Origin of the sequence: Colwellia chukchiensis, assembly GCF_002104455.1 — a bacterium.
Classification (GTDB): domain Bacteria; phylum Pseudomonadota; class Gammaproteobacteria; order Enterobacterales; family Alteromonadaceae; genus Cognaticolwellia; species Cognaticolwellia chukchiensis.
Genome location: NZ_NBOC01000012.1, coordinates 84125 through 110400, shown reverse-complemented (window position 1 = coordinate 110400; position 26276 = coordinate 84125). Strand labels below are relative to the sequence as shown.

Genomic DNA, 26276 nt, shown 5'->3' with positions numbered 1-26276 from the left:
GATAACCTATTAAAACCGCCTCTTCGACTTGTCCCGAAGAAGTGGAGCGCATTTTAGAGATTTATCGCCCCGCGTCAACCGCTAAATGCAATTAAATTGCAAAAATGTGTTCGTTTGCTTTTTATTTGCGCACTATGGCTAAATAGGCAGCATTTAACGTGGTTTTAGAGCTTCCGCAGTGTTTTGGTCATGATAAAGGGTCACCTAAAGTCCTAGGCAAATGACCATCTAGGGTCGGAGGCGCTTAGAGTTAACCATAGCTATATAACGTAAAATTAAGAAACTGCAATTATCACTTTCAAGACATCTAGCGCTAGCTTTAGCTCAGGTAACCTTTCGAGGTTACTTTTACAGCGACTTGTTTGGTATTTAGGTAAGGCAGAGCATGTGACGTGTAGCTAGCGAAACGAACAGCTGATAACGCCGTATAAATTTCAATCAAGCGGCCTTTAGGCTCATTTAAAACGAATGTACGCTTTGTTTTTAGGTTTTGTTTGTAGGCTTTATTGCTCGCTTTTTAAGTAGCATAACTATTGTTCAAAGCTTGCTCCCCGGTTAAATCCGTTTTAAATGAATAAATGTTAACTCTGAAAGATCAACCGCCCCCAATTAATTGCGATACATTATTACATTATATAGGCGTTTGATATCACTTCATGTGATAAGTTAGTATCACAGCAAGTGATAACTTCTACTTGAAATTAATAAACGTGCGGCAACAAAAAAGCCGCTAGCTAACTAGCGGCTTTGTTTACAATAGGTTGATTGCTTATTTTATGGCGGTGAGGGAGGGATTCGAACCCTCGAAGGCTTGCGCCTTACACACTTTCCAGGCGTGCTCCTTCGGCCACTCGGACACCTCACCAATACAAGTTAAAAGCTGTAAGTTATAAGCCGTACTTGTTATGCGGCGTTATGTTAGGGAAATAATCTTCATAACGCAACCTAATTCAAGCAAAGTTTAAACAGCTGCTCATTTAACAAGCAACTGATAATAAACTTATTGATTTTTAGTCATTTCAGCATTGAAGCTTAACATGCGATCAAGAGATTTAAGTGCACCTGTGCGCTCTGTGGCGTCAACGAATACCTCTCGGCCTTCAGGATTTAAAAGTGCTTGCTCTATTTCCTTTAAACCATTCATTGCCATCCAAGGACAATGTGCACAGCTACGACAGGTTGCGCCTTCGCCAGCTGTCGGTGCTTCAAAAAACTCCTTATCTGGACAAAGTTGCTGCATTTTATAGAAAATACCGCGATCGGTAGCGACAATAAATTTTTGATTAGGTAGTTCCTGCGCTGCTTTAATTAGCTGACTCGTTGAGCCAACGGCATCCGCAAGTTCAATAATTTCTGCCGGTGATTCTGGGTGCACTAATACCGCCGCATCAGGGTGTAAGGCTTTCATGTCATGCAAGGCTTTAGTTTTAAACTCATCATGAACAATACAAGCACCCTGCCACATAATCATGTCAGCACCGGTTTGCTTTTCAATGTAGGCTCCAAGATGGCGATCCGGTCCCCAAAGAATTTTCTCCCCTTGCTCATCTAAATGCTCAACAATTTCCAGCGCACAAGATGAGGTGACGATCCAATCTGCTCGTGCTTTTACCGCCGTTGATGTATTGGCATACACAACGACCGTTCTATCTGGGTGTTGATCGCAAAACGCATTGAACTCTTCAATTGGACAAGCTAAGTCTAATGAGCAGGTTGCTTCTAAAGTTGGCATTAATACGGTTTTCTCTGGGGTGAGAACTTTTGCGGTTTCCCCCATAAATCGCACTCCTGCGACTATTAAGGTTTCAGCACTATGATTGTTGCCAAACCTTGCCATTTCTAACGAGTCAGCAACACAGCCCCCTGTTTCTTCTGCTAATGCTTGAATTTCAGGATCGGTATAGTAGTGCGCGATGAGCACTGCATTTTTTTCTTTCAACAGTGATTTAATACGTGCTTTATATTGTTCACGCTCAACCACAGTCAACGACGTTGGTTTTTGTGGAAATTGAAAGTCAAAATTAACAGCTAAATTTGCGTGGGTCATATTCATTCTCAATCAGTACCTTAAAATCGCGAGGATTATAAGCCATAGCAGAATAAATGTGTACTAAGAAAACATCAGTTGAGTTGATAATCTAAGGCAAATAAGAGGAGCGACATGACAACAAATTGATTATGCAAGAAATGTTATTAAAAGTGGTCGGTCGTGAAGGATTTGAACCTTCGACAAATTGGTTAAAAGCCAACTGCTCTACCAACTGAGCTAACGACCGATAAACTACTTTTAATAGATATGATAAAAACTATGCCCGCCACTTTCTGTTTAGCTAAAAAGTGGTCGGTCGTGAAGGATTTGAACCTTCGACAAATTGGTTAAAAGCCAACTGCTCTACCAACTGAGCTAACGACCGATATATAGTTTTAAAACAAATGCCAAACACTAATTTGGTGAAAAGTGGTCGGTCGTGAAGGATTTGAACCTTCGACAAATTGGTTAAAAGCCAACTGCTCTACCAACTGAGCTAACGACCGACATTTGTTCTGCGTTGTACTCTCGTCCAACGCGGGGCATATAATACTTATAAAATTTTCAAGTGCAACAATAAATTTCAGCTTTTTTAAACTTTATTGCGCTTTCGAATAAAAAAACAACAATGCGTGCAAGTTATCAGCACTATCTATGGATTTAAACCCTGTAATCTTGGTTGTGCCAACTTTGCAGCGCTAGAGTTAGGGTACTCTGCAATTAACTTTTTATATAAGGTAATTGCTTTCGCACGATTGTTTTCTTTCTGTTCCACCATAGCTAACTTTAACATGGCGTCACTTCGCTTACTCGAATCTAAATATTGATTCACAACAATTTCAAACTCTTGGCGTGCTTTGGCAAGTTCATTTTTGTTGAACAATAACTGCCCTAACCAATAATGGGCATTAGCCGCATAGCTAGAATTAGGATATTTTCGATTAAAGGCTTCAAACTCAGGTATGGCCTGTTCATAACGCTTGTCTTTAAGCACCATGTTTACTGCGCGATCATAAGCCTCATTTTCAGTTAAGTTATTACTATAATTAACTTGATTAGCACTACCTGCAGGCGCAGTAATGGCCGCTGGTATTTGGTTAGCTGGCTTTAATGCTTCTGAAACACGTCGATCTAACTCTTGATAAAGCTCGCGTTGACGCTCTAATACCTGACTTAACTGGTAAGTATGCAGCTCGGTAATACCGCGCAACTCATTAACTTCATTTTGCAGTTCGTCTAACTGTTGTTGAACATTCACCTGAGCGCGATTACGGGCATCAAGCTTGCGTTCTAAACTGGTTAACTGCTCACTGATACTAAGTGATTGCGTAGAACTTATACCGTTACTGGCATTAACTTCAATAACTGGAGCAGGTTTTGCTGCAACTGCCACATTGGCAGTTGCAGCAAAGGTCAGCCCTAAAATAATAGTACTGGGTTTCATTGCTATACCTGATTAGTAAACCAATACTGCACGACGGTTTTTAGCAAATGCCGCTTCAGAGCGATCTTTGATCATTGGCTTTTCTTCGCCATAGCTAACTGTGCTTAACTGTGATGCTGAAACACCCATGTTTTGTAGATACGTTTCAATTGCTTTAGCGCGGCGTTCACCTAGTGCAATATTGTACTCTGGCGTACCACGCTCATCAGCATGACCTTCAATCAATACATTAACATTGGTGTTTTCATTCAAGAATTTGGCATGCGCTTCTAATACTGACGCAAAGTTACCGCTAACTGACGACTTGTCAAAATCAAAATATACGATATGTTCTGAACGCAATCTTTCCATTTCTTGGCGTTTTTTAGCTTCAATTGCGTTAGCGCGTTGCATTGCTTCAACTTTTACGCGTTCAGCTTCTTCACGAGCTTTTTGTTCAGCCATTGCTGCTTCATTTTTTTGCATCGCACTAGCGTCTTCGCTAGCTGAGTCAGATGAACTACAGGCCGATAAAGCCATGATAGGTAAAACAACTGCTAAGGCTTTTACTGTTTTATTCAAGCGCATTTTATGCATCCTTATTATTTAAAAATTAAACTAATAGTCATTATTATAAAAATGGTGACCAAGAAGGCGACTTCACCTCACCATTTAGTGCTGGCAATCTTGCCTTAAACCTGCCATCGACAGACACTAAACTTAGCACCTGTCTATTATTGTGTAACGTACTATAGATGATCATGCCGCCATTTGGCGCAATACTTGGTGATTCATCCAAGCGGGTTGACGTCAAAACTTGGAATATCCCAGTGTCAAACTCTTGTTTTGCTAGATGATACTTGCCACGCGTACGATTTACCATCACTAATTGACGACCATCAGGTGTCAAAGAGCCGCCTAAGTTCATTTCGCCGTCAAACGTTAAGCGCCTAACTTTACCATCGATTAAATTTACGCGATATAGCTGCGCTTTTCCACCTCGTTCTGAACTAAAGACAATAGCATTACCATCGGGTGTCCAACTCGGCTCTGTATCAATCGCGCGATGACGGGTGACTCGACGCAATTTTTTGCTGGCAACCGTCATAATATAAATTTCAGGGTTACCATCTTTTGACAGCACCATTGCTAACTTTTTACCATCTGGTGACCATTTCGGCGCACTATTAATACCTTCAAAGGAGCTTATTAAATTACGCTGGCCAGTATATATATCTATGGTATGTATTTGCGCCTGACGGTTTTCAAAGGTGACATAAGCCAACTGTTGACCATTAGGATGCCACGCTGGTGACATTAAAGGCTCTCTAGAGCTCAGTAACACATGCTCATTAAAACCATCATAATCGGCAATAACAAGCTGATAAGGGTACTCCCCTTCATCGCGCACAATCACATAGGCAATTTTGGTTAAGAAAGCACCGCGTATCCCCGTTAACTTTTCGTACACTACGTCACTTATACGGTGGGCATAACGACGAAATTGCTCGGCACCTATTTCAACCGTACTTTCATCAAGAATATGATCTGAGCTGCGCACCAAGACACCATTGCTTAACATCTGCGTTTGACCACCTATGATTTGACCACGGATCACATCAATTAGCTGATATTTTACTTGGTATCTACCGATTGATGTTTCACGAACTTCGCCAATCACTATGGCTTCAACCCCCTCGCTGGCCCACGCGGCATAATCAATTTCACTATCATCATTTGGAAACTGTGGAAAGCGTGACACCTTTATTGGATTAAACTTGCCACTGCGTAACAAATCATCACTGATCACTTTAGATAATCGTTCTGGCATTACACCACTACCCAACCATTTAAAGGGCAAAACGGCAATCGGTCGGGCACTATCTACCCCTTCTGTGATCACAATTTCTAATGTTGCTAAAGCCTGCTTGGATAGCAAAGTCGCACATAGGAGTATCAATAACGCTATTTTTTTCATAAAACTAATTACTTTCCTAATTATCAAAAACTTAATTAAATTTGTCAGGTGCTACTGTCAAGCTAATGGTTTTCATTTGTCGAAATATTTCTGGATCTTTCGACACCGGTAAGGTGCCGGCTTTATAAACCGCAGTTTTTGCCGCTTCACAAACAATTCTATCACCTTGGCCTGTGACAACATTAGTCACAAAACCTGATGGTGCAAGACTTATGGTTAATTTACAAGACTTACCTTCCATTGTGCTGCGGTCCGTGATCAAATTTCGTTTGATTGTTTGGGTAATTAACGCAGTGTAACGGCCTATTTCTGTCATCACTTGTTGGCGGCGGGCTTGCTGGCGACTGGCCATTTCTTCGGCCATTTGCTGCTCTAAGAGCTTTTGTTGTGCCGCTCGCTCTCGTGCCTCTTCGGCTTTACGTTTGCGCTCGGCCTCTTGTTTTTTGCGTAACTGCTCAGCTTTTTTCGCCGCTTTCTCTTCTTTTATCCGTTGCGCTTTTGCTTTCGCCGCAGCTTCTGCGGCTTGCTTTTGCTCTAACTCCTTTTGCTTACGAAGTTTGTCCGCAGCATTCGCTTTAGCTTTTGCTTTTTTGGCGGCCTGATCGGCGGCTTTTTTCTCTTGTTCTTTTTGTCGGCGTTCACGCTCTAGCTTTTTAATGCGCTTTTCTTCTTGAAGACGTTTAGCATTGGCCGCTGCAACACGCTGCTCAAGTTCTTTTAACTTTTTGGCATCATCGGCTTTTTGCTTTTTTATCTTATTAACTTGTGCATCAACTTTACTTTTTTCTATTACAACCGCTTGGATAGGCTCCATCGGCACTGCACTAGGCGTTGGCTTTATCGGCGTGGCAAAGTCTCCTAACAACAAAACCGCCGCTAACACAAAATGGATAGCAAAACTTAAAGCTAATGGCACTGAGTATTGAGATGACACTACTGACGCTCCGGACTATCTGTCATTAAGCCAACCGAAGGTACGCCCGCCATTTTTTGTAACATGACCATTAGCTGAATTACCGCATCATAAGAAACTGCACCATCTCCATTAACCACTACGGGGGTGTCTGGCTCTAGCTTTAAATGAGCGGCAACTAATGTCGCCACCTCTTCTGCCGACATCGGCTCATTGCGACTATCGCCAACCGCCAAGTAATAATTACCGTCAACATCAACTGATGCCACTAAAGGTGGCTTCATATCTTTACTTAATGGCTCAGCATCCGCTTGGGGTAAGTCAACTTTAACACCTTGGGTTATGAGCGGCGCAGTAACCATAAAAATAATCAATAACACCAACATAACATCGATATAAGGTACAACATTTATCTCGGCCACCTTGCGGCGCCTAACTCGATTATACATAGTTACTGCCTACCTTAACCTTTCTGCTCAGCAGCGGTTTGTCGTTGTAATATGCTAGAAAACTCTTCCATGAAGTTGCCATAACTATTTTCTAATTTTTCAACATTATGACTAAAGCGGTTATAAGCCATTACAGCAGGAATTGCTGCGAACAATCCCATGGCGGTTGCAATTAGTGCCTCAGCAATACCAGGTGCCACCATAGCAAGCGTTGCTTGCTCAACCGCACCTAAGGCGATAAATGAATTCATAATCCCCCAAACGGTACCAAATAATCCGATGTAAGGACTGATTGAGCCGACGGTGGCCATAAAGGGTAAGTGAGTTTCTAAGTTGTCGACTTCTCTGGACATGGCAACACGCATCGCACGGTGCGTGCCATCTACGATAACCTGCGGTGCATAGATATGTGATTTACGCAAACGGGCAAACTCACGAAAGCCAGATACAAATAGGTTTTCAATTCCATCTATTTGCTCTTTTGCTGACACTTCACTGTACAGCTTGCTTAAATCGGCACCGCTCCAAAATTTATCTTCAAAATCTTGTAATTGCTCTCGAGCTGCAGTGAGTACTTTGCGGCGTTGGAAAATCATGGTCCAACAGGCTATTGAAAAACCAAGCAAGGTCAACATCACCAGTTGAACTAATAAACTCGCCTGGACAAATAAGTCAAAAAATGAAAGTTCAGCTGACACGTTTTAATGCTCCTAAAATACGTTCTGGGATAATACAAGGTTTAGCCATTGACAAGTTGACGCAAGCGACTTTAATTTCCGCCGTACAGAGTGTTAACCCCTCTTGGTTCACAAGCTGTTGAGAAAAAATCACACTGGCTGCTTTCAATCGACTTATGTGAGTTGTGATGGTCAATAAATCATCAAGCTTAGCTGAGGCTTTGTTCTCCATCGCCACCTTTGTGACCACAAAACCTATGCTTTGTTCTAAAAAGTTTGATTGCTTAATACCAAGCGAGCGCAACCATTCTGTTCTTGCTCGCTCAAAAAACTTCAAATAATTAGCATAATACACGATGCCGCCGGCGTCGGTATCTTCGTAATAAACACGAACTTTATGCTGATAATGATTATTAGACATTAATTTTATACAACTGATGCTATGAAATTTCGCAAACACTTATCTTAATAGATAACGCTTACACCCGACAAGGGTTAAGCCTGTTTCTTTACTCAATTTTCATTAATAAGCGAGTTTAATTAACATAGTGAAACATTTGCGGTTAAAAATCAGCCGAGTGCCCACAATATCAATGCCAATCATCGCATATTCTTGAGCCAAACATATAACTAACTTAAGCCATTCTCACCACACGCAAACCTTTACTTAGCTGCTATAGCTTTTGACATTAGAAAAACTAATGCTAAAAATAAATTTATTTCGTTTGCTTGCTCTAAAACAAGCAATTAAAATAGCCATGTTTCTGAGTTAACAGATGAATATTGTTTCGCTGATATGTATTCTAGATAGTTTATTAGTTGTATGTGATAGCTATTGTTACCTCCTCTCTGATATTTTTTGGAAACTTATTTCCTTCTTACAACTTACAATCTAAGTTGGCCCACATAATCTTTTATGTGGGCTTTTTTTTATCTGAATTTAATTAATTGTTTGGCAAAAACAATAGTAAATAATTGATTAGCCGCGGGCTTAATGCTATCAGATTAGCTAATAGCGCGACCCTGAAGTTGCGCCACATATCGATGATGAAGCTTTGGCTTACATGGCCAATAACTAACGGGCTTTAGCTTGGTATGTCAATGCCAAAATGCAAATAAGCTCGATTGGTTGCAATGCGCCCGCGCGGGGTACGCTGTAAAAAACCCTGTTGGATCAAAAAAGGCTCTAAGACATCTTCGATGGTTTCTCGCTCTTCGCCAATCGCCGCGGCGATATTGTCAAGCCCAACCGGCCCACCTGAAAACTTATCTATGATAGCTTCAAGCAGTTTTCTATCCATTAAATCAAAACCTTGGTTATCAACTTCAAGCATATCTAACGCTTTGGCTGCCGTACTTTCGTTGACGAAGCCTTGAGTTTTAATGTCCGCATAGTCTCGAACACGACGTAACAAACGGTTAGCGATTCTCGGCGTACCACGAGAGCGTCTTGCCACTTCAAAAGCGCCAGCCTGATCAATGTCAAGCTTAAGAAAATCTGCCGAGCGCATAACAATATCCGTTAACTCTTGGGTATTGTAAAACTCTAAGCGTTGCACTATGCCAAACCTATCACGCAAGGGCGACGTTAACGCGCCTGCCCTCGTCGTTGCACCAATTAACGTAAACGGCGGTAAGTCGAGTTTAATGGAGCGAGCGGCTGGCCCTTCACCTATCATTATATCTAATTGATAGTCTTCCATTGCCGGATAAAGTATTTCTTCTACTACTGGGCTGAGACGATGAATTTCATCGATAAATAGCACGTCATTTTCTTCTAAATTCGTCAGCATCGCAGCTAAGTCACCAGCTTTTTCTAATACCGGTCCGGACGTGGTGCGAATACTCACCCCCATTTCATTAGCAACAATATTTGCCAAGGTGGTTTTACCTAAGCCTGGTGGCCCAAAAACTAATAGGTGATCTAGCGGCTCTTGCCTTTTCAGTGCTGCCGCTATAAAAATCTCCATTTGTGACTTTACATGCGCCTGCCCCGTATAATCCGCCAACATTTTGGGTCTGATGGCTCTGTCTACCGTTTCTTCTTCACGACTGGCTGTCGGCTCAATTAATCGATCGGCTTCTATCATTGATCACTCTTTAAACTTATCTGTGCTATTAAACAGTACTACCCATCAATATTGGGCTGTTAGGTTCTGCACGCAAATGCATAATGGTAAGTGCTTTACTTATTCATAGTGCTATTGGCAAAGCGTTATCGCTGCTACAGCATAGCTTTTAACGCTTTACGAATTAAATCTTCACTACTGTTACCATTAGCAAACACGGCTTTCACGGCTTTGTCTGCTTGTGGCTGACTATAGCCCAATGAAACCAAGGCGTTAATGGCATCACCTTTAGCGCCATTAACAAAATTATTTGCTAACTTGTCATCTGAGGACTGCATATGGGCAAGCGCTACACTACTGTCTACTTGCCAGTCTTTTAATCTATCGCGCATTTCAATTAATAATCGCTCTGCGGTTTTTTTGCCAACACCTGGAATTTTCACTATGGTGGAGATGTCGTCATGCATCACGCTACTCACAAATTGATCTGCAGACATCCCTGATAAAATCGCTAACGCGAGCTTTGGGCCCACACCATTTACTTTAATCAACAGCCGAAACAGTTTCCGCTCAATTTTATTGGCAAAACCGTATAGCAGTTGTGCATCCTCTCGCACGACAAAGTGCGTATATAACACGGCTTCTTCATTAACTTCGCCCAGTGCATAGATACTGGTCATTGGCATGGTCACTTCATAACCAACGCCATGACATTCTATTAAAATTTCAGGGGCTACTTTCTCTATCAGTATGCCTCGTAAACGTCCGATCAAAATTAAACCTTTTACCTAAGCTATTAATTGACAACACCATACCACTAGATATTTATACAGTAAAGAATAGCGACTCAGTTAATGCAACTAAATGCGTAAACGCCTACGCACGGTTTTGCTCGCCTGACCGGACAATTTATTAATTGAGTCCTGACTATGAGCGTGACATAACGCCACTGCTAAAGCATCAGCGGCATCGGCTTGCGGCGTGGCGGGCAATTTCAAGATTGTTTTTACCATGTGCTGAACTTGAGTTTTATCAGCCGCCCCCGTCCCGGCCACCGCTTGTTTGATCTGGCGCGCTGAGTATTCTGCAATGCTTAAACCATTATTGGTGGCGGCAACAATGGCAGCGCCACGCGCTTGCCCTAGTTTTAACGCAGAGTCAGGATTTTTTGCCATAAATACCTGCTCAATTGCGAACCTATCAGGTTGGAACTGAAGAATAAGCTCACTAACGCCGGCAAAGATGGTTTGCAGCCTAGCGCCTAACTCATTGCCAGCGGCAATGGCTTTAATGCAGCCACTGCCAAGGTATGTAAAATGCCGCCCATGTTGTTCAATCACACCATAGCCAGTTAATCGAGAGCCGGGATCTATGCCTAAAATTATACTCACTATAAGGTGCCTTTTATCATCTATAACTGCTGTTGCACTATCATGCATGCTAATGAAAAAAAACGCACTAATAAAGCAAAATAGCTTAATGTAGTGCGTTGCTTATCTTAACGGCTTTATAGCAAAACTAAGTAATTACTATTCTTGTGACTCTGCTTTTGTTGCTAAACAAGCGATACCTAACTCAGACAGTTGGGCTGGGTTAGCCTGACCAGGTGCATTGGTCAGTGGACAAGCAGCAGTGGTTGTTTTTGGAAATGCCATAACGTCACGGATTGAGCTTGCCCCTGTCATTAACATCACCAAACGGTCTAAACCAAAGGCTAAACCGGCATGCGGTGGCGCACCATATTGTAACGCTTCGAGAAGGAAGCCAAATTTCTCTTGTGCTTCTTGATCGCTAATACCTAGAATGCGAAACACAGTGGCTTGCATGGCTTGATCATGTATACGCACTGAACCACCACCTAGCTCGCAACCATTAAGCACCATGTCATAAGCGTCAGATAGTGCCCCTGCAGGGTTGGCAGCTAATTGCTCAGCCGTTAAATTGGTGGGTGCGGTAAACGGATGATGAATGGCGTGCATTTGGCCATCGACCTCTTCAAACATTGGAAAGTCAACTACCCATAATGGTTTCCAGTCGCCTTGCAATAATTCAAGATCTTCGCCAACTTTCAAACGCAGGGCGCCTAAAGACTCACTCACCACATTGTAGCTGTCGGCGCCAAAGAATATAATATCGCCGGTTTTGGCTTGAGTACGCGCCAATAGCGCATCAACCGCGTCTTGATTTAAGAATTTTAAAATAGGTGATTGCAAGCCTTCAAGGCCAGCTTCTATGTCGTTAACTTTTAACCATGGCATACCTTTAGCACCATAAATGCCAACATACTTGGTTAACTCATCAATTCCTTTGCGGGAAAACTTTGCCGCGCCACCGGGAACACAAATGACAGCAACTCGACCTTGCTTATCATTCGCCGGACCTGAAAAGACCTTAAACTCGACATCTTTTGCAATATCGGCGATATCAACAATTTCCAAGGGGTTGCGTAAGTCAGGTTTATCAGAGCCAAAACGCGCCATGGCTTCTGAATATGGCATACGCGGGAACTCGCCAAGGTCTACATTTAGTAGCTGTTGGAATAACTCGCGGATCATCGTTTCCGTAACTGCCATCACCTGATCTGAGCTCATAAATGAGGTTTCAATATCGATTTGCGTAAACTCTGGCTGGCGATCGGCGCGTAAATCTTCATCACGGAAGCATTTAACGATTTGGTAGTAGCGCTCCATGCCTGACATCATCAACAACTGCTTAAAGAGTTGTGGCGATTGTGGTAACGCAAAAAATTGACCTTTATGGGTACGACTTGGTACTAAATAGTCTCGTGCACCTTCTGGTGTTGCCGCTGTTAGTATTGGCGTTTCGATATCTAAAAAGCCTTGTGACTCTAAAGAAGCACGCACAGCAGAGGTAACTTTGGCACGAAAACGTAAACGCTCGGTCATTTCTGGGCGTCGTAAATCTAAGTAACGATACTTAAGACGCTGCTCTTCTGAGTTGGTTTGGTTTGAATCTAACGGCAAAGGCGCAGCTTTATTCAGTATGGTCAGCTCTAAGCCTAAAACTTCAATGGCACCAGTCGCCATATCTTTATTGATCTGACCTTCAGGACGAGCACGAACCTTACCTTTAACCTGCACACAAAACTCATTACGCAAGGTATTGGCTTTTTCTAATACGTCCGGCAAGTCGGGGTCATAAACCACTTGCACTACCCCCTCACGATCGCGTAGGTCTAAAAAAATAACCGCCCCTAAATCACGACGACGATTAACCCAACCACAAAGTGTTACTTCCTGACCCACATGAGATTCATTCACCTCACCACAATAAAGACTACGCATGTATTTACCTTGAAAAATTCGAAAAAGCTATCAATAAGTTAGCGCTACAACACAATGATTGGCGAGGCAATACGTTAACTTACTCTGATAAAAAATTGCCGATATTATAAAGCAATGTTGGCTAATGTCACCCGTCATTGCTGTAATAATATCAACGCCATAAGTTGAGCTAATAATATTATTGATTAAACATAAAGTGGTTTTTTCCCGCCGCTTTAACTTTATACATTAATGCATCAGCAACTTTTAACAGCTCATTGCCACTATCACCATCATTGGGGTAAATGGCAATACCAATACTACAGCCAATAGCCACTTGTGAGTTGTCTAGCGCAATGGGCTGCTGAATAAGCTTTAAAACTTTATCAGCCACATAGGCCGCCTCATTTTTGTGGTGCAAGCCAGTTAGTAATAAAACAAATTCATCACCGCCAAAACGCACAACAGTATCTGAGTTTCGCACACTGCTGGTTAAACGTTTGGCAACTTCTATGAGTAATTCATCACCTATATCATGACCACGGCTATCATTAATATTTTTAAACCCATCTAAATCAATAAACAACACCGCTAGCAGCAAGTTTTGTCGTTGATGAAACGGTATTGCTGTATTTAAGCGATCTTTTAGCAACACTCGATTGGCAAGCCCAGTGAGATCATCATGGGTCGCCATATACTGCATTTGTTTTTCCAACGCTTTCCGGTTTCTAATCTCAGAATATAAACGCCGATTCCAAATAATAATGATCACAATAACTATGATGATCAAAACCCCAATTTGCGCCGCCACACGCAGCACGACGCTTTTGTCTAAGCCGGTTTCAATACTAATAGCAAACCACTTTTCATAAACTTTTTGACTGTCTTCATCGCTTAAGGTCTGTACGGCTTTGTTTAAAATATTAGCTAGCAAGGGCAATGACTTATTGACGGCGATATGATTGCTGTCTTTGTCCATTTCATCAAGTATCGACATTGACAAACTCACTAAACTTTCTTTTTTTAGTAACTCAGTACCTGACGATAAGCTATCAATAAAACCGTCAACCACCCCTTTTTGAACGGCTAACAAGCCTTCTTCGCTATTTTCTACCAGTAATAAGGTAATCGCTGGGTATTGCTGGCGTATCAAGGCAGCAAAGTAATAGCCCTTCGTTATTGCTAACGTTTTGTTGTTAAAACTATCTAAATGTAATTGCTTACCTAGCTCACGCGGATGCACAATCACCCAAGGCATGCTCCAATAAGACTCGGTAAATAACACCTGCTTTTTCCGCTCCTGCGTTGCCGTCAAACTACCAATCGCGTCAACATCACCGGCTAATAGTGCTTGGTATAAGTTTTCAAAGTCATTATAAACAACATACTCAATTTCGATATCAAGTCGCTGCGCCAGTATATTAAATAGATCTGGGTTAGTGCCCTTAACCTCTCCAAATTTATCGACAAACTCGACCGGTACCCAATTATTCGTCACGCCAAACCTGATCTTGGAATGATCTTTTAACCAGAGTGCTTCTTGCTCAGTAAGCTTTAATTGCGTAAGTTGGCGTTTAAAGTAGCCCGCGCTTTGATCTAAATGCCACTTTTGTTCTAAGCCCACTAAACTTTGCAACGAAACTTCATCGAAACCATCAACTACTAATTGCCTCAAGGCAGGATTACTGTTGTTTAACATTGCATGTATTGGCTGCTGATACTTATAACTTGGCAACCTAAAAAAGTTCGCTTGCAGGTTTTGCTCACTCAGATAATATTCAATAACATCACGTTGACCAACAAACGCATCAAACTCTTTTTCATTTAGTGCCGCAAATAATGACGGATAATCTTGAAAATAAACCAGGTTTGCTTTTAATCCACTGCGCGTTAGGTCATCAAGCAAGCCTGGCGTGGCGACTACTGCTATATTTCTATTTTCTAACTCTAAAATGTGGCTAATACCGGCATGTTGGTTGGTCAAAAAGACACTATAATCGAGACGATAAATTAATGACCCCACGCTCAGCCCCGCTCGGCTGTCATCAGCAACCAAACTGTTAATATGAATATCGGCGCTAACTTGGCTGATCGACTGTGGCTGACTTGCATCTAACACCACAAATTCTACGTTAACATCACTAAATCTGGCCCATAGCTGCCAAAGCTCGACAAAAAAGCCTTGCGCATTGCCATTGGCGCTTGACCCTGAAAAAGGCATTTGCTGATTAACGTAAGAAATGGTGATGACATTTTCAGCCCTATCAATACCTAGCCATTTTCGGATAATTTCCGATTTTTCTGCTGCCGATATTTTTTTCATGCCCTGTTCGATAAATGCCAGCAATGCAGCTTGACCTTTGGCTACCGCAACACCATAACTGCCTTTGTCATAAGAAACTCGGGCATAAATCGGATAGGCGTCATTTAATACCTGATAATCAACAAAATGTTTAGAGAGCTTCTCGCCACCGGCAATTATTAATACCTCTTTTTGTAAGGCCGCTTGGTATAAGGCATGTCGATTAGCAAACCGCCGCAATGTTAATTCGGGGTAATTCTGCGTTAAACTAATGTCATGACTAGAGTCGGTAACAACACCAATGGTATAAGCGCTTAACTGCGATATTTTGCGTATATGTGCGATTGAGCGATGTAAAAACAAATGCTGATTTTGTGTTACAAGTTCGTCGCTAAAGTCAAAAAACGTTGCTCTCGTTGCATTTTTTGATAAGCCTGCATGAATATCTAACTGCCCTGATCGCACTTGCGCTATCGTTTGTTGCCAATTTAAGGCGACAAATTCAACATCAACATTTTGCTTTTGTGCCCACAGCTGCCAAAGTTCAACCATCATACCGTCGGCATGGTTGTTCTGATCAAGAAAATGAAAAGGATAGGAAGTTTTATTAATAGCAATTTTATAGCTTTTTCGCGTCTCTTGACCTTGGGCTGACGCCAAAGACATCGCTAATAGCATCAGCCCCGTTACTAACAAGATTATGTTTTTTATAAACAAATTAATTTTCATTATTATTATTTCTGCCACTGATGTTTATAATTATTGTCGGCATCTATGCTAGAAGCATCGATAATCAAGTTAATCTAAGCTTTTCAATGTTTATCGATAAAAATATCAGGTAAAATAGCCAAATCTATCCCTTTAACACTAGTATAGAATCGACATCATGCAACCATCGGATACCGACTTAATATTCTCTAATAAGCAAAGTAAAATCAAAGACTTCGCATTTGACGCTCAGGTCGTTGAAGTTTTTCCTGACATGATCAGCCGCTCGGTACCCGGTTATAGTACTATTATCGACACCATAGGTCGACTAAGTCAGCAATACGTTTGTGATAATAGCCAAATATATGATCTAGGTTGTTCACTCGGTGCTGCTACATTAGCAATGCGTAAAGCCATTACCGCGAAAAATTGCAAAATCATAGGCATTGATAGCTCTAGTGCTATGGTTGAGCGCTGTAAAATGCATGTCAGTGCTTTTAAGGGCAACACCCCTGTGGAGATTATCGAAGATAACATTCTCAATATTGAAATTAAAAACGCCTCTATGGTGGTGCTTAATTTCACCTTACAGTTTATCGAGCCTGAGCAGCGTCAGCAGTTATTAAACAATATTGCCGCGGGCTTAAAACCTGGCGGCCTACTGCTGTTGTCAGAAAAAATTGCTGATAGTGATAGTGTCTGCAATGAATTATTGATTGACTTACACCATGACTTTAAACGCGCAAATGGCTATAGCGAATTAGAAATAGCGCAAAAACGCACCGCACTAGAAAATGTCATGCGTACCGATACCTTAGACACCCACTTAAGCCGCTTAAAGCAAGCCGGTTTTCGCCATAGCGCGCCTTGGTTTCAATGCTTTAATTTCTTTTCACTGATTGCTATTAAATAACGTCATGACTTCATTTAACAATTTTTATCAAAACATTGCCACTAACCGGTTAAGCCATTGGCTTAATACCTTACCTGCACAGTTAACCCAATGGCGAGAGCAGCATTTACACGGTGAATTCGCACAGTGGCAAAAAACTTTAGCGGCACTGCCAAAAACAAGCGCTAGTAGTATAGATATCAATACTTGTGTTCGGGCTGGCGTGCGCAATGACATTAATGACGGTGAATACAAACGCATTGAAAACTTACTGAAAAAGTTTAAACCCTGGCGCAAAGGTCCGTACCATATTCATGGCTTACATATCGATACTGAGTGGCGCTCAGACTTTAAGTGGGATCGTTTAACTCCACACATAAGTGATTTAAGTAACCGCTACGTACTCGACATTGGTTGTGGTAGCGGTTATCACTTATGGCGCATGCGCGGTGCGGGCGCTAAATTCGTGGTTGGCATTGATCCAACCCAGTTGTTTTTAACGCAATTTCAAGCCATTCAACATTTTATTCAAGATCCACAGGTAAACTTGCTGCCGCTCGGCGTTGAGCAATTACCTGAGTTAAAAGCCTTTGATAGCGTATTTGCCATGGGGGTGTTATATCATCGGCGCTCACCGATTGATTTTCTTTATCAATTAAAAGCACAGCTAGTGCCCGGCGGCGAACTTGTCTTGGAAACCTTAGTGGTTGATGGCGATGAAAATACGGTGTTAGTGCCGGGTGAGCGCTACGCAAAAATGCGTAATGTGTGGTTTTTACCGAGCTGTGATGCTATGTGTGCTTGGCTTGCTCGTTGTGGCTTTAACAATATTCGTGTCGTTAATACTGACATTACCGCCATTGACGAACAACGTAAAACCGACTGGATAGATACCGAATCATTACAAGACTTTTTAGACCCAAATGATGCCAATAAAACCATTGAAGGCTACCCGGCGCCTAAACGGGCAATATTTATTGCCAATAAATAGCTAATACTTGCGACAAGCCTGCTAATGAATCTAGCTTGTCGCGCGCTGCAAGAATAAATTTCCAAGCATAACTCTTTCACTGCTAACAAAAATACGGATTAAAGTTGCACTTTGCGGAGTAAGTTCGGTAATGTAACTAAGAGGCAGTAGCAATATCACTATAACTGCCTAGCTAATGACGAGTCATTCAGTCACTTTTAAATCAACAAGGTCATTAAACCGATATAAAGATTAGAGGTAAAATGGACAGTCCGTGGTTAACAAGACGCTTAACAAACGTTGCAACAAGGCATCAAGATCACCGTAGCCCTTTTCAACGAGATCGAGCACGCATCCTTCACTCTGCCGCATTTCGTCGCCTGCAATCGAAAACTCAAGTAATGGGCAGTGGTGAAAGCGACTTTCATCGTACCCGCTTAACGCACTCATTAGAGGCGGCACAAATTGGCAGTGGCATCATAGCGCAAATTCGTCACAAGTACCCTGAACAAAGTCAGCAGTTGCTGCCCAGTGACGACAGTTTAATTGAATCGCTATGTTTAGCACATGATATTGGCCACCCACCATTTGGCCATGGCGGTGAAGTGGCGTTAAACTTCATGATGCGCGAACACGGCGGCTTCGAGGGAAATGGCCAAACTTTCAGAATTGTTTCACATTTAGAGCCCTTTAGTGAACATTATGGTATGAATTTAACGCGCCGAACTTTACTCGGACTTATCAAATACCCACAAACGTTAGACTGCCTGCAACAAGCGACTTTGCCAGAGTTACCGGCAAGCTTTCGTCAATTACCAGCAGCACAGTGGCATCCGCCCAAAGGTTTATACCATGACGATATTGGCATGCTAGACTGGGTACTAGCACCATTATCCGCCGACGATAAAGCGCTGTTTCAGCAATTTAGCAGTAATCACAACGCCCACAGTAAAACACGATATAAATCGCTAGATTGTTCAATGATGGAGCTGGCGGATGATATTGCTTATGGTATTCACGATTTAGAAGATGCCATAGTAACCGGCGTTGTCAATCAACAAGACTTTACCGAGCAAGTGGTAAATAGGCTTCTCACCATTGACGATCAATGGCTACACGAATATAGCCAAACACTCGCTAAAAAACTCTTTAGTGCCAAGCGTTACCAGCAAAAAGAAGCCATTGGCGGTTTGGTTAATTACTTGATCACTGCGGTAACACTCGTAGATATTAACCAAAGTAATCATACCCACTTTCAAGAGCCGTTATTACGCTTTAATGCTGTACACCCGCCCAAGGCGGCAAAAACATTGCAAATATTTAAAGATTTTGTCTTTCATTACGTCATCAAACAAACCTCAATACAACAGGTTGAGTACCGCGGACAACAGATCGTGATGGAGTTATTTCAAGCTTTATGCTCAGATCCCGAGCGATTATTACCCAAAAATACCGTGGCTCGCTGGCAACACGCAAAAGCGCATAAGCTTAACCACCATAGAATTATTGCCGACTATGTTGCTGGCATGACAGACGAGTACGCCACTAAACTTTACCAAACCTTATTCTTACCGCTAGGGCAAAGTGGATTTGGCAAATATGAGCAATAAATGCTATGGTCAATAGCGTCAGCTGATTGTTATCAATGGCGTTAACCTTGGCTAACATTGGCTAACATTGGCTAACATTGGAGAGTTAAACACAGTATGACAAAAGCATACCTAATAGCTTGGGACAAAGCTTATGAGGTTGGTGTCGATACGATTGATCGCCAGCATAAAGTCTTAGTGGATTATATCAACCAATTGGCTTGGGCCATTGATAATCAGCAAGAACAAGCCATAATACCCTCACTATTTGCTAAGCTAATTGCTTATACTAAATATCATTTTGAGGCTGAAGAAGCCTACTTTTATAAGCTTAATAAAAACGACTGCCTATTACATCAATTACAACACAAGCACTTTATGGAAGAGCTGGAAAACATCGCAACTCGCATCAACGCGAAAAATACACAATTAAAAGACTCTACAGAAAGCAGCTCTGCAATGGAGCTACTTTATTTCTTAACCGACTGGCTGTTGCATCATATTCAAATTGAGGATAAAAAATATTTACAGCAACAAGAAAAACCATAAATTTATGGTCATGCTATTGCGCGTCTTTTTGATAAATAGCGCAAACTGCGCCCGCAGGATCTTTAATAACCGCATATTTATCTCCGCCCATAGACTTAATATCGGTAACTAAATCACCACCTTTGGCTCGCACCGAAGCAATAGAAGCATTAATATCGGCCACCAAAAAATACGGCAGCCATGCTGGAGGTAAGTCTTTATTAACGCCTTGTGCATGACAAACGCCAGCGACAGCGTCCTCACTGTCAGGTGCTAACATCACGTAATCTTCATATTCCCCCATGGCAACACCTTCACTTTGCCAACCTATCACCGCTTGATAGAATGACTTGACTGCGTTAGCGTTAGCGTTAGGCACTGATAAATCAAGCCATGCCATAGTTCCTATTTTATTGTCTGTCATTTTCCTGCTCCTGATTTTGTTTTGGGTTTTTCGGGTAGTAACTTTCTGGCAAGCAATTTATATGTTCAAAAAAGCGTGTGTCTTTGTAAGGTAGCTTCATAAAGCCAGAAATGCCAATACCAGTAATACTGGGCAGCAACTGCAATATTTCAGTAAGACATTGTTTAAATTCAACGCGTTTATCGTGATTTAATAACATTAAGTAACTGTGAATTTTAAGGTGTTTTGGTAACACTTCAAAAATAATACAACCGGTATGATGGATCTGATTTAAACGCGCTAGCACTGCCATTATTTCATCGGGTAAATATAAATATTCGTCTGGGTCTTTACCATCTTCAAAATAGGAGTGTAGCCTGGTAATATCATCAGTTACCGCTACCTCACTGACATCGAAATCTAAAGCTTGTCCCGGCAATGCCTGAAACGGTTCATTTTCATTATCGCGCTCAACGTGTAATGTATCTCGCGCATCAAATAAACAACTTTTAAACACCCCCACCCGATAGATGCCTTGCGCAAGGCGCACCATATTATTGACCGCGCTTTGAAATGAGGTTTTTAATTTTGGGTCAAATAAGGATAAGTTTGAATCAATATACACACCATCTTTTTCCCAGCGTACCGCCAAGCCTCCCACAACCGGAAAGTTAGCCAAGCGCCCAACCGCGGCAATAAAAGCTTTTTCGGTATCCCCCATACCCATGAGAAAGTTTTTAAAATATTTCTCTAATTGTACGTCGTCGATATCATCGAGCTGATCTTGCGCAGATGATTCACGCAGAAATGATTTCCGCGAGCCATAGACGACGGTATCGAGATCTTTTTGATAGTTTTTACTCCACACTGGAATGAGTGGCGTAATGTCACGCGCCAACGGCGGCTTTGCCAGTACGGTATTTTTCAATAGTGCTAAATGTTTAAATAGGTAATCTCCGGCCTTATGGCGTGTCGCTCGATCACCATTGAGCATGCCAGTTAAAATATCCGCCAATAGCCGCGGTAACCCCAAAGATGCGGGCGTGATCACTTTACTGCCGTAGCGACAAGATTGACCCGACGCTAACGCATATAACGTTGCTGCTAACCCTTGTTCATCAAAGCGTGGCGACGACATTGCTCCACTTATTTGCTCTGGACCAATAAAATAAACATCACCTAGCCTCGCATTACTGTTTTGCAAGTCGCTACTCATTAAATCCATAATATTATTGGCGGTGGTTTGACCATCAACATCGAGTTGAGCGATCACCGCCGAGCCCCAATCAATTAAATAGACTTTTTCGTTTTCTGGATTAAAAACGATATTTGACGGTTTGATATCGCCATGAACATAGGGTCGCGCTTTTTGATGTTGTTTGCTATCGCGCAAATACCGCAAGATTTCAGTTAGCTGAATCGCTATTTTCACCACCAACTCAGCGGGTAAAGGCCCCATTTGAAAGGAAAGCTGCTCTAAGTCAATGCCCGGCGCACGTTGCATATGCACGATTGATTGGCGTTTAATTTTATAATATCCATAAACTTGAGGAATACGACTATGCGTTAGTTGTTTTTGTAACTCCGCTTCATCAGCTAAGCGATCTTGCACATGTAAGGGTAAATCTAGCCGAGAAAACTTAAAGACATGCGGCTGTTTTTGTTCATCTTCACCCGCAAAAACAAAACCATAAGCCCCTTTGCCGATTAAGCTAATATTTTGGTAGCCCAACAAGGTTAATTGCTGTTGGCATAGCTCAACCCACTGTTTTAATTTTGTGGCATCTTCATGATTCAGTAAATAAACCGACTGTTCTTCAGCGATATAAAAATGTTGCAGCTTTCTTTCTGGCATTAGCTCTCCTTAATCACATGCATAAATTATCATTGAAATTGAGCGAAATTGATATGCCTGATTGCGCGTAGCGCATAAAAAAGCCTGCAAATGCAGGCTTTTAAACAATGTTTAACTCAATAGTGCTTACGCCATATGCACTAGCATATTACTTGGCTCTTCAAGGAAAAACTTCCACAGGTTACAAAAACGCGCTATGGTGCCGCCATCAATAATACGATGATCGCCAGACCAACTCACTTGCATAATGGAACGCGCTTCCACTTCGCCGTTGTCATTAAAGCGGGGTAATGTTTGTAACTTTCCTAAGGCAACAATAGCAGACTCAGGTTTGTTGATGATAGGTGTTGCCACAGTACCACCAATAGCACCAATGTTTGAAATGGTAATAGTACCGCCTTTTAAGTCCGCTGCTGGTACTCGACCTGAGCGGGCATCATTGGTTAAACGGATAATATCTGCGGCCAAGTCTAAAATAGACTTAGTTTGCACTTGCTTAACATTTGGCACTAATAGGCCCACTTTTGAGTCAACCGCCATACCAATATTATGATCGTCAAAGTAAGTTAATTCCGTACAATCTTCATTCGCTTGACTATTCACTAGCGGAAATTCTTTCAGTGCTAACGACATCGCTTTCATGAAAAATGGCATCATAGTCAACTTAATATCTTGCTTGGCATACACAGCTTTTAGCTCGCCGCGCAATTTGATCAAATTAGTCATGTCGATTTCTTCACAATAGGTAAAGTGAGGAATGGTCGATACTGAATTTACCATAGCTTTCGCCATGGCTGCTTTTACGCCTCGAATTGGCTCAACGCGAGTACCACCTGTAATTGCTGGTGCTGTCGCTGAAGCGCTGGTTTGACTTTCGGTCGCTGTTGGCGCGTTTTTAAATGCTAAAACATCTTCTTTATAAACCCGACCTTTTTTACCGCTACCCGGCACTTGATGAATATTAATATCTAACTCGCGGGCGACTCGTCGCACTGCTGGGCTAGCAATGGCTTTTTCATTCACTACCTCAGTGGCAGCTTGTGCTGTAGTGGCGACTTTTACGTTAAGTTCTTTAGGCTGTTCAAGTTTTTTAGCAACCACTGGTTGGTTTGTGCTTGCCGTTGACGCCGCTGTCGGCGCGGCCGCGCTACCTGCAATTTCGATAGCGAACAAGGGTTCGTGTACTTTCGCAATATCGCCTTTGGCATAATATAGCTTAACCACTTTACCTTGGTGCATAGCTGGTATTTGCACTAGTGCTTTGTCAGTCATAACATCGGCAATAGGCTGATCTTCTTCAATTAAATCACCTTCAGCAACTAGCCATTCGACTAATTCACACTCAACAATCCCTTCACCTATATCGGGTAAAATAAAGTCTTCAACTTGTCCGTTGGCGCTCGCCTCAGGTGCTTGCGACGACACCGACTCCGTTACCACGGCTTCGCTACTTTGCGATGTTGCCGGCGCGGCGTTGTCGGTTGGGGTCATGGCAAAGAGCGGTTGATGCACCTTAGCAATTTCACCTTTGGCATAATACAGTTTATCAACTACCCCTGAATGCATAGCCGGTATTTGTACTAATGCTTTATCTGTCATTACATCAGCAACAGGCTGATCTTCTTCAATAACATCACCTTCTGCCACTAGCCACTCTACTAGCTCACACTCAACAATGCCTTCACCAATATCTGGTAATATAAAATCAATGCTCATGCTCTAAATCCTAGTAAGTCATACTGTTTTTAATTGCTTCATAGATCTTCAAATGATCCGCAGCATATTCTTTTTCAAGCGCTAACGGATACGGCGTATCCATGCCACAAACGCGAGCAATCGGAGCTTCTAAATGCAGAAAGCATTCTTGCTGTATGGTTGCCGCAATTTCACTGGCAAAACCGGCTGTTAATGGCGCTTCTTGACTAATAACAAAGCGTCCAGTTTTAACTACTGAGTTGGCAACCGTTTCCACATCCCAAGGTAAAATGGTTCTTAAATCAATGACTTCACAAGAAATACCATCTTTTTCCGCAAGCTCCACCGCTTTTTCTACGATTTCAACTTGAGCGCCCCAAGCAAGCACAGTTATATCACTACCTTGTTGCACTACATCTGCCTTACCTAAAGGTAACTGATAGTCTTCATCTGGCACTTCACCTACAGAGGCGCGATAAAGTCGCTTAGGCTCAAAAAATATGACTGGGTTATCATCACGAATTGATGCTAACAATAAGCCTTTAGCTTGGTACGGATTGCGAGGTACTACTATTTTTAGGCCTGGGGTATGGGCAAAATATGCTTCAGGTGATTGGCTATGATATAAGCCACCGGCAATACCGCCACCATAAGGCGTACGAATGGTCAGTTTACCAACATTAAACTCATTACCACTGCGGTAACGAAACTTAGCCGACTCATTGACGATTTGATCAAAAGCCGGAAATATATAATCAGCAAATTGAATTTCTGCAATGGCAGTACTGCCTTGCGCAGCTAGGCCATTGGCAAAACCAATAATACCCTGCTCCACTAGCGGCGTATTAAAGCAGCGGCTCTTGCCATATTTTTCTTGTAGGCCACTGGTGGCGCGAAATACACCACCAAAATGTCCAACATCTTCACCAAAACAAACCGCACTGTCGTCTTCTGCCATCACGGTATCAAGCGCACTATTAATCGCTTGCAATAAATTTATTTTCGCCATTACTTAATTCTCCCTGCGGTAAACGGGTAAGCGTCGGGATATTTTTTAATATGTTCTTTAAGATCGTTAAATTGACGTTGCAGCAGCGGTGGCGCTTGGTCATAAACATCGGTTATTAGGTCTTCAACCGGCGGCTTGGCAACTTTTTCTGCCACTTTTACCGCCGCTAAAACGTCTTCGCGCAGCTTCTCAAGTAACGCAGATTCTTGCGTTTCATCCCACCAACCTTGAGCTAGCATCCAGTTTTTCATGCGCAAAATCGGATCATGTTCTTGCCACTTTGCTTCTTCTTCACGCGTTCGATAACCAGATGGGTCATCAGATGTTGAGTGTGCGCCTAAACGATAAGACATAGCTTCAATTAACACCGGCTTGCCTTCTTTAATCGCGTATTCGCGTGCCACTTGCACCGCAGATATCACGGCAAGAATATCATTACCATCAATACGCAGTGTTTTTATGCCATAACCAACACCACGAGGTGCAATGCCGTTACCCACATATTGCTCATCGGATGGTGTTGAAATGGCATAGCCGTTATTTCGACAGAAGAAAATTACCGGCGCTTGATGCACAGCGGCCATATTTAGCCCTGCATGAAAGTCACCTTCTGAGGCTGCACCTTCACCAAAATAACAAATCGTTACTGCATCTAAGCCTTGTAACTTTTGACCATAAGCATAGCCTGCCGCTTGTGGTATTTGCGTACCGAGCGGTGATGAAATCGTCATATAATTTAATGCGTTACTGCCATAGTGAATAGGCATTTGACGACCTTTACCTAAATCTTTTTCATTACTGAACATTTGGTTCATAAAGTTTTCAAGACTAAAGCCTCGAAACATTAGCGCTCCTTGTTCTCGGTATTGCGCCATGATCATGTCTTGATCTTTTAAACCTGCCGCTCCACCTACACTAGCAGCTTCTTCACCAAGCGCTGCCATATAAAAACTGATGCGCCCTTGACGCTGTGCCGCCACCATACGCTCATCTAAAACGCGGTGAAAAGCGAGCGTTTTATAGGTTTTTGTCGCTAATTCTTGATCTATTTCTGGCAGCACCGCATTGTCATAAATGCTGCCATCTTGTTTCAATATCTTAAGGATTGGAATTTCAACTGAATGACCATCAATAAAAGCGGGTTGATGTACAACCGGGCTTTCGCTATATACGTCAGTGTTCATAACCTTTTCTCTTTTTTATTAACCTTGGCATGCAAGGTGACATGATTCGCTATGCTCATTTCACTCATGTGAGTATAGAAGTTTTCAGCATAAGGTGAATATTTATGTCGTTGTAATGAATTTTTGCTTGTAATAATCGCAGGCACTTTACCTTTACGTTAACTGAAAAACAAGTTAAATGCGAAAAGTTAGTGTTGATAAAGGCGCAACAACGAGCATAAATCTTTACAGTTTTGCTCGCTGTTAAGGCACTTAATTCTTGATTTAATTAGCCGCGGTTTGCCGCTTTATTTTTGCTTAAGTTAAAGCATTTAACCGG

The 26276-nt window shown here is 42.2% G+C and carries 22 protein-coding genes and 4 tRNA genes; 4 read left to right on the top strand and 22 right to left on the bottom strand.

The window, feature by feature from the left end:
- Positions 1-777: 777 nt before the first annotated feature.
- From B6K83_RS13350 to B6K83_RS13270, 17 genes are all read right to left on the bottom strand, one after another.
- Positions 778-865: transfer RNA gene (locus tag B6K83_RS13350), tRNA-Ser, on the bottom strand.
- A gap of 135 nt (positions 866-1000) precedes the next feature.
- A complete protein-coding gene (nadA, locus tag B6K83_RS13345; protein ID WP_085285430.1) occupies positions 1001-2047 on the bottom strand; it encodes a quinolinate synthase NadA in 1047 nt (348 codons plus the stop codon).
- A gap of 153 nt (positions 2048-2200) precedes the next feature.
- Positions 2201-2276: transfer RNA gene (locus tag B6K83_RS13340), tRNA-Lys, on the bottom strand.
- A 62-nt stretch (positions 2277-2338) separates the two neighbouring features.
- Positions 2339-2414 (bottom strand) — tRNA-Lys (locus tag B6K83_RS13335).
- A 45-nt stretch (positions 2415-2459) separates the two neighbouring features.
- Positions 2460-2535 (bottom strand) — tRNA-Lys (locus B6K83_RS13330).
- A gap of 146 nt (positions 2536-2681) precedes the next feature.
- Entirely contained in the window at positions 2682-3473 is a 792-nt protein-coding gene (gene ybgF / locus B6K83_RS13325; protein ID WP_085285423.1) for a tol-pal system protein YbgF, read from the bottom strand.
- Positions 3474-3485: 12 nt separating this feature from the next.
- Positions 3486-4040: a peptidoglycan-associated lipoprotein Pal gene (gene pal, locus B6K83_RS13320; protein ID WP_085285422.1), complete on the bottom strand. Its 555-nt coding sequence runs from the start codon at positions 4038-4040 to the stop codon at positions 3486-3488.
- A gap of 43 nt (positions 4041-4083) precedes the next feature.
- Positions 4084-5430 (bottom strand): Tol-Pal system beta propeller repeat protein TolB, encoded by a 1347-nt coding sequence (tolB, locus tag B6K83_RS13315; protein ID WP_085285421.1) that lies wholly within the window; start codon positions 5428-5430, stop codon positions 4084-4086.
- Between the two features lie 31 nt (positions 5431-5461).
- Entirely contained in the window at positions 5462-6364 is a 903-nt protein-coding gene (gene tolA / locus B6K83_RS13310) for a cell envelope integrity protein TolA (RefSeq protein WP_085285420.1), read from the bottom strand.
- A complete protein-coding gene (gene tolR / locus B6K83_RS13305) occupies positions 6364-6792 on the bottom strand; it encodes a protein TolR (protein ID WP_085285419.1) in 429 nt (142 codons plus the stop codon). The genes tolA and tolR overlap by 1 nt, the downstream gene beginning before the upstream one ends.
- Positions 6793-6806: 14 nt before the next feature.
- A complete protein-coding gene (gene tolQ / locus B6K83_RS13300; RefSeq protein WP_085285418.1) occupies positions 6807-7490 on the bottom strand; it encodes a protein TolQ in 684 nt (227 codons plus the stop codon).
- Complete coding sequence (gene ybgC / locus B6K83_RS13295; protein WP_085285417.1) at positions 7480-7890, bottom strand: tol-pal system-associated acyl-CoA thioesterase; 411 nt, start codon at positions 7888-7890, stop codon at positions 7480-7482. The genes tolQ and ybgC overlap by 11 nt, the downstream gene beginning before the upstream one ends.
- 664 nt (positions 7891-8554) lie before the next feature.
- Positions 8555-9559, bottom strand: a complete 1005-nt coding sequence (ruvB, locus tag B6K83_RS13290) for a Holliday junction branch migration DNA helicase RuvB (protein ID WP_085285416.1) — start codon at positions 9557-9559, stop codon at positions 8555-8557.
- 134 nt (positions 9560-9693) lie between these two features.
- The gene (ruvA, locus tag B6K83_RS13285; RefSeq protein WP_085285415.1) at positions 9694-10311 is read right to left on the bottom strand and encodes a Holliday junction branch migration protein RuvA; all 618 of its coding nucleotides are present in this window, start codon (positions 10309-10311) and stop codon (positions 9694-9696) included.
- An 87-nt stretch (positions 10312-10398) separates the two neighbouring features.
- Positions 10399-10929, bottom strand: coding sequence for a crossover junction endodeoxyribonuclease RuvC (gene ruvC / locus B6K83_RS13280; protein ID WP_085285429.1), 531 nt, complete (start codon positions 10927-10929; stop codon positions 10399-10401).
- A 138-nt stretch (positions 10930-11067) separates the two neighbouring features.
- Complete coding sequence (aspS, locus tag B6K83_RS13275) at positions 11068-12843, bottom strand: aspartate--tRNA ligase (RefSeq protein WP_085285414.1); 1776 nt, start codon at positions 12841-12843, stop codon at positions 11068-11070.
- Between the two features lie 178 nt (positions 12844-13021).
- A complete protein-coding gene (locus B6K83_RS13270) occupies positions 13022-15853 on the bottom strand; it encodes a transporter substrate-binding domain-containing protein (protein WP_085285413.1) in 2832 nt (943 codons plus the stop codon).
- A gap of 157 nt (positions 15854-16010) precedes the next feature.
- Here B6K83_RS13270 and cmoA point away from each other — a divergent pair, with 157 nt between their 5' ends.
- The 4 genes from cmoA to B6K83_RS13250 all read left to right on the top strand — a co-directional run bounded on the left by cmoA (position 16011) and on the right by B6K83_RS13250 (position 19832).
- On the top strand, positions 16011-16745 hold the full coding sequence (cmoA, locus tag B6K83_RS13265; protein ID WP_085285412.1) for a carboxy-S-adenosyl-L-methionine synthase CmoA: 735 nt from the start codon (positions 16011-16013) through the stop codon (positions 16743-16745).
- 4 nt (positions 16746-16749) lie between these two features.
- A complete protein-coding gene (cmoB, locus tag B6K83_RS13260) occupies positions 16750-17715 on the top strand; it encodes a tRNA 5-methoxyuridine(34)/uridine 5-oxyacetic acid(34) synthase CmoB (RefSeq protein ID WP_085285411.1) in 966 nt (321 codons plus the stop codon).
- Positions 17716-17957: 242 nt separating this feature from the next.
- Complete coding sequence (locus B6K83_RS13255; RefSeq protein WP_085285410.1) at positions 17958-19304, top strand: anti-phage deoxyguanosine triphosphatase; 1347 nt, start codon at positions 17958-17960, stop codon at positions 19302-19304.
- Between the two features lie 96 nt (positions 19305-19400).
- Positions 19401-19832, top strand: coding sequence for a bacteriohemerythrin (locus tag B6K83_RS13250; RefSeq protein WP_085285409.1), 432 nt, complete (start codon positions 19401-19403; stop codon positions 19830-19832).
- A 13-nt stretch (positions 19833-19845) separates the two neighbouring features.
- On the opposite strand, the gene B6K83_RS13245 is transcribed toward B6K83_RS13250, so the two are convergent.
- From B6K83_RS13245 to B6K83_RS13225, 5 genes are all read right to left on the bottom strand, one after another.
- On the bottom strand, positions 19846-20235 hold the full coding sequence (locus B6K83_RS13245; RefSeq protein WP_085285408.1) for a VOC family protein: 390 nt from the start codon (positions 20233-20235) through the stop codon (positions 19846-19848).
- Complete coding sequence (locus B6K83_RS13240; protein ID WP_085285407.1) at positions 20222-22069, bottom strand: serine/threonine protein kinase; 1848 nt, start codon at positions 22067-22069, stop codon at positions 20222-20224. Before B6K83_RS13240 ends, B6K83_RS13245 begins: the two co-directional genes overlap by 14 nt.
- Before the next feature lie 126 nt (positions 22070-22195).
- Positions 22196-23785, bottom strand: a complete 1590-nt coding sequence (locus B6K83_RS13235) for a dihydrolipoyllysine-residue acetyltransferase (RefSeq protein ID WP_085285406.1) — start codon at positions 23783-23785, stop codon at positions 22196-22198.
- Positions 23786-23795: 10 nt separating this feature from the next.
- Entirely contained in the window at positions 23796-24773 is a 978-nt protein-coding gene (locus B6K83_RS13230; protein ID WP_085285405.1) for an alpha-ketoacid dehydrogenase subunit beta, read from the bottom strand.
- On the bottom strand, positions 24773-25957 hold the full coding sequence (locus B6K83_RS13225; RefSeq protein WP_085285404.1) for a thiamine pyrophosphate-dependent dehydrogenase E1 component subunit alpha: 1185 nt from the start codon (positions 25955-25957) through the stop codon (positions 24773-24775). The genes B6K83_RS13230 and B6K83_RS13225 overlap by 1 nt, the downstream gene beginning before the upstream one ends.
- Positions 25958-26276 lie beyond the last annotated feature (319 nt).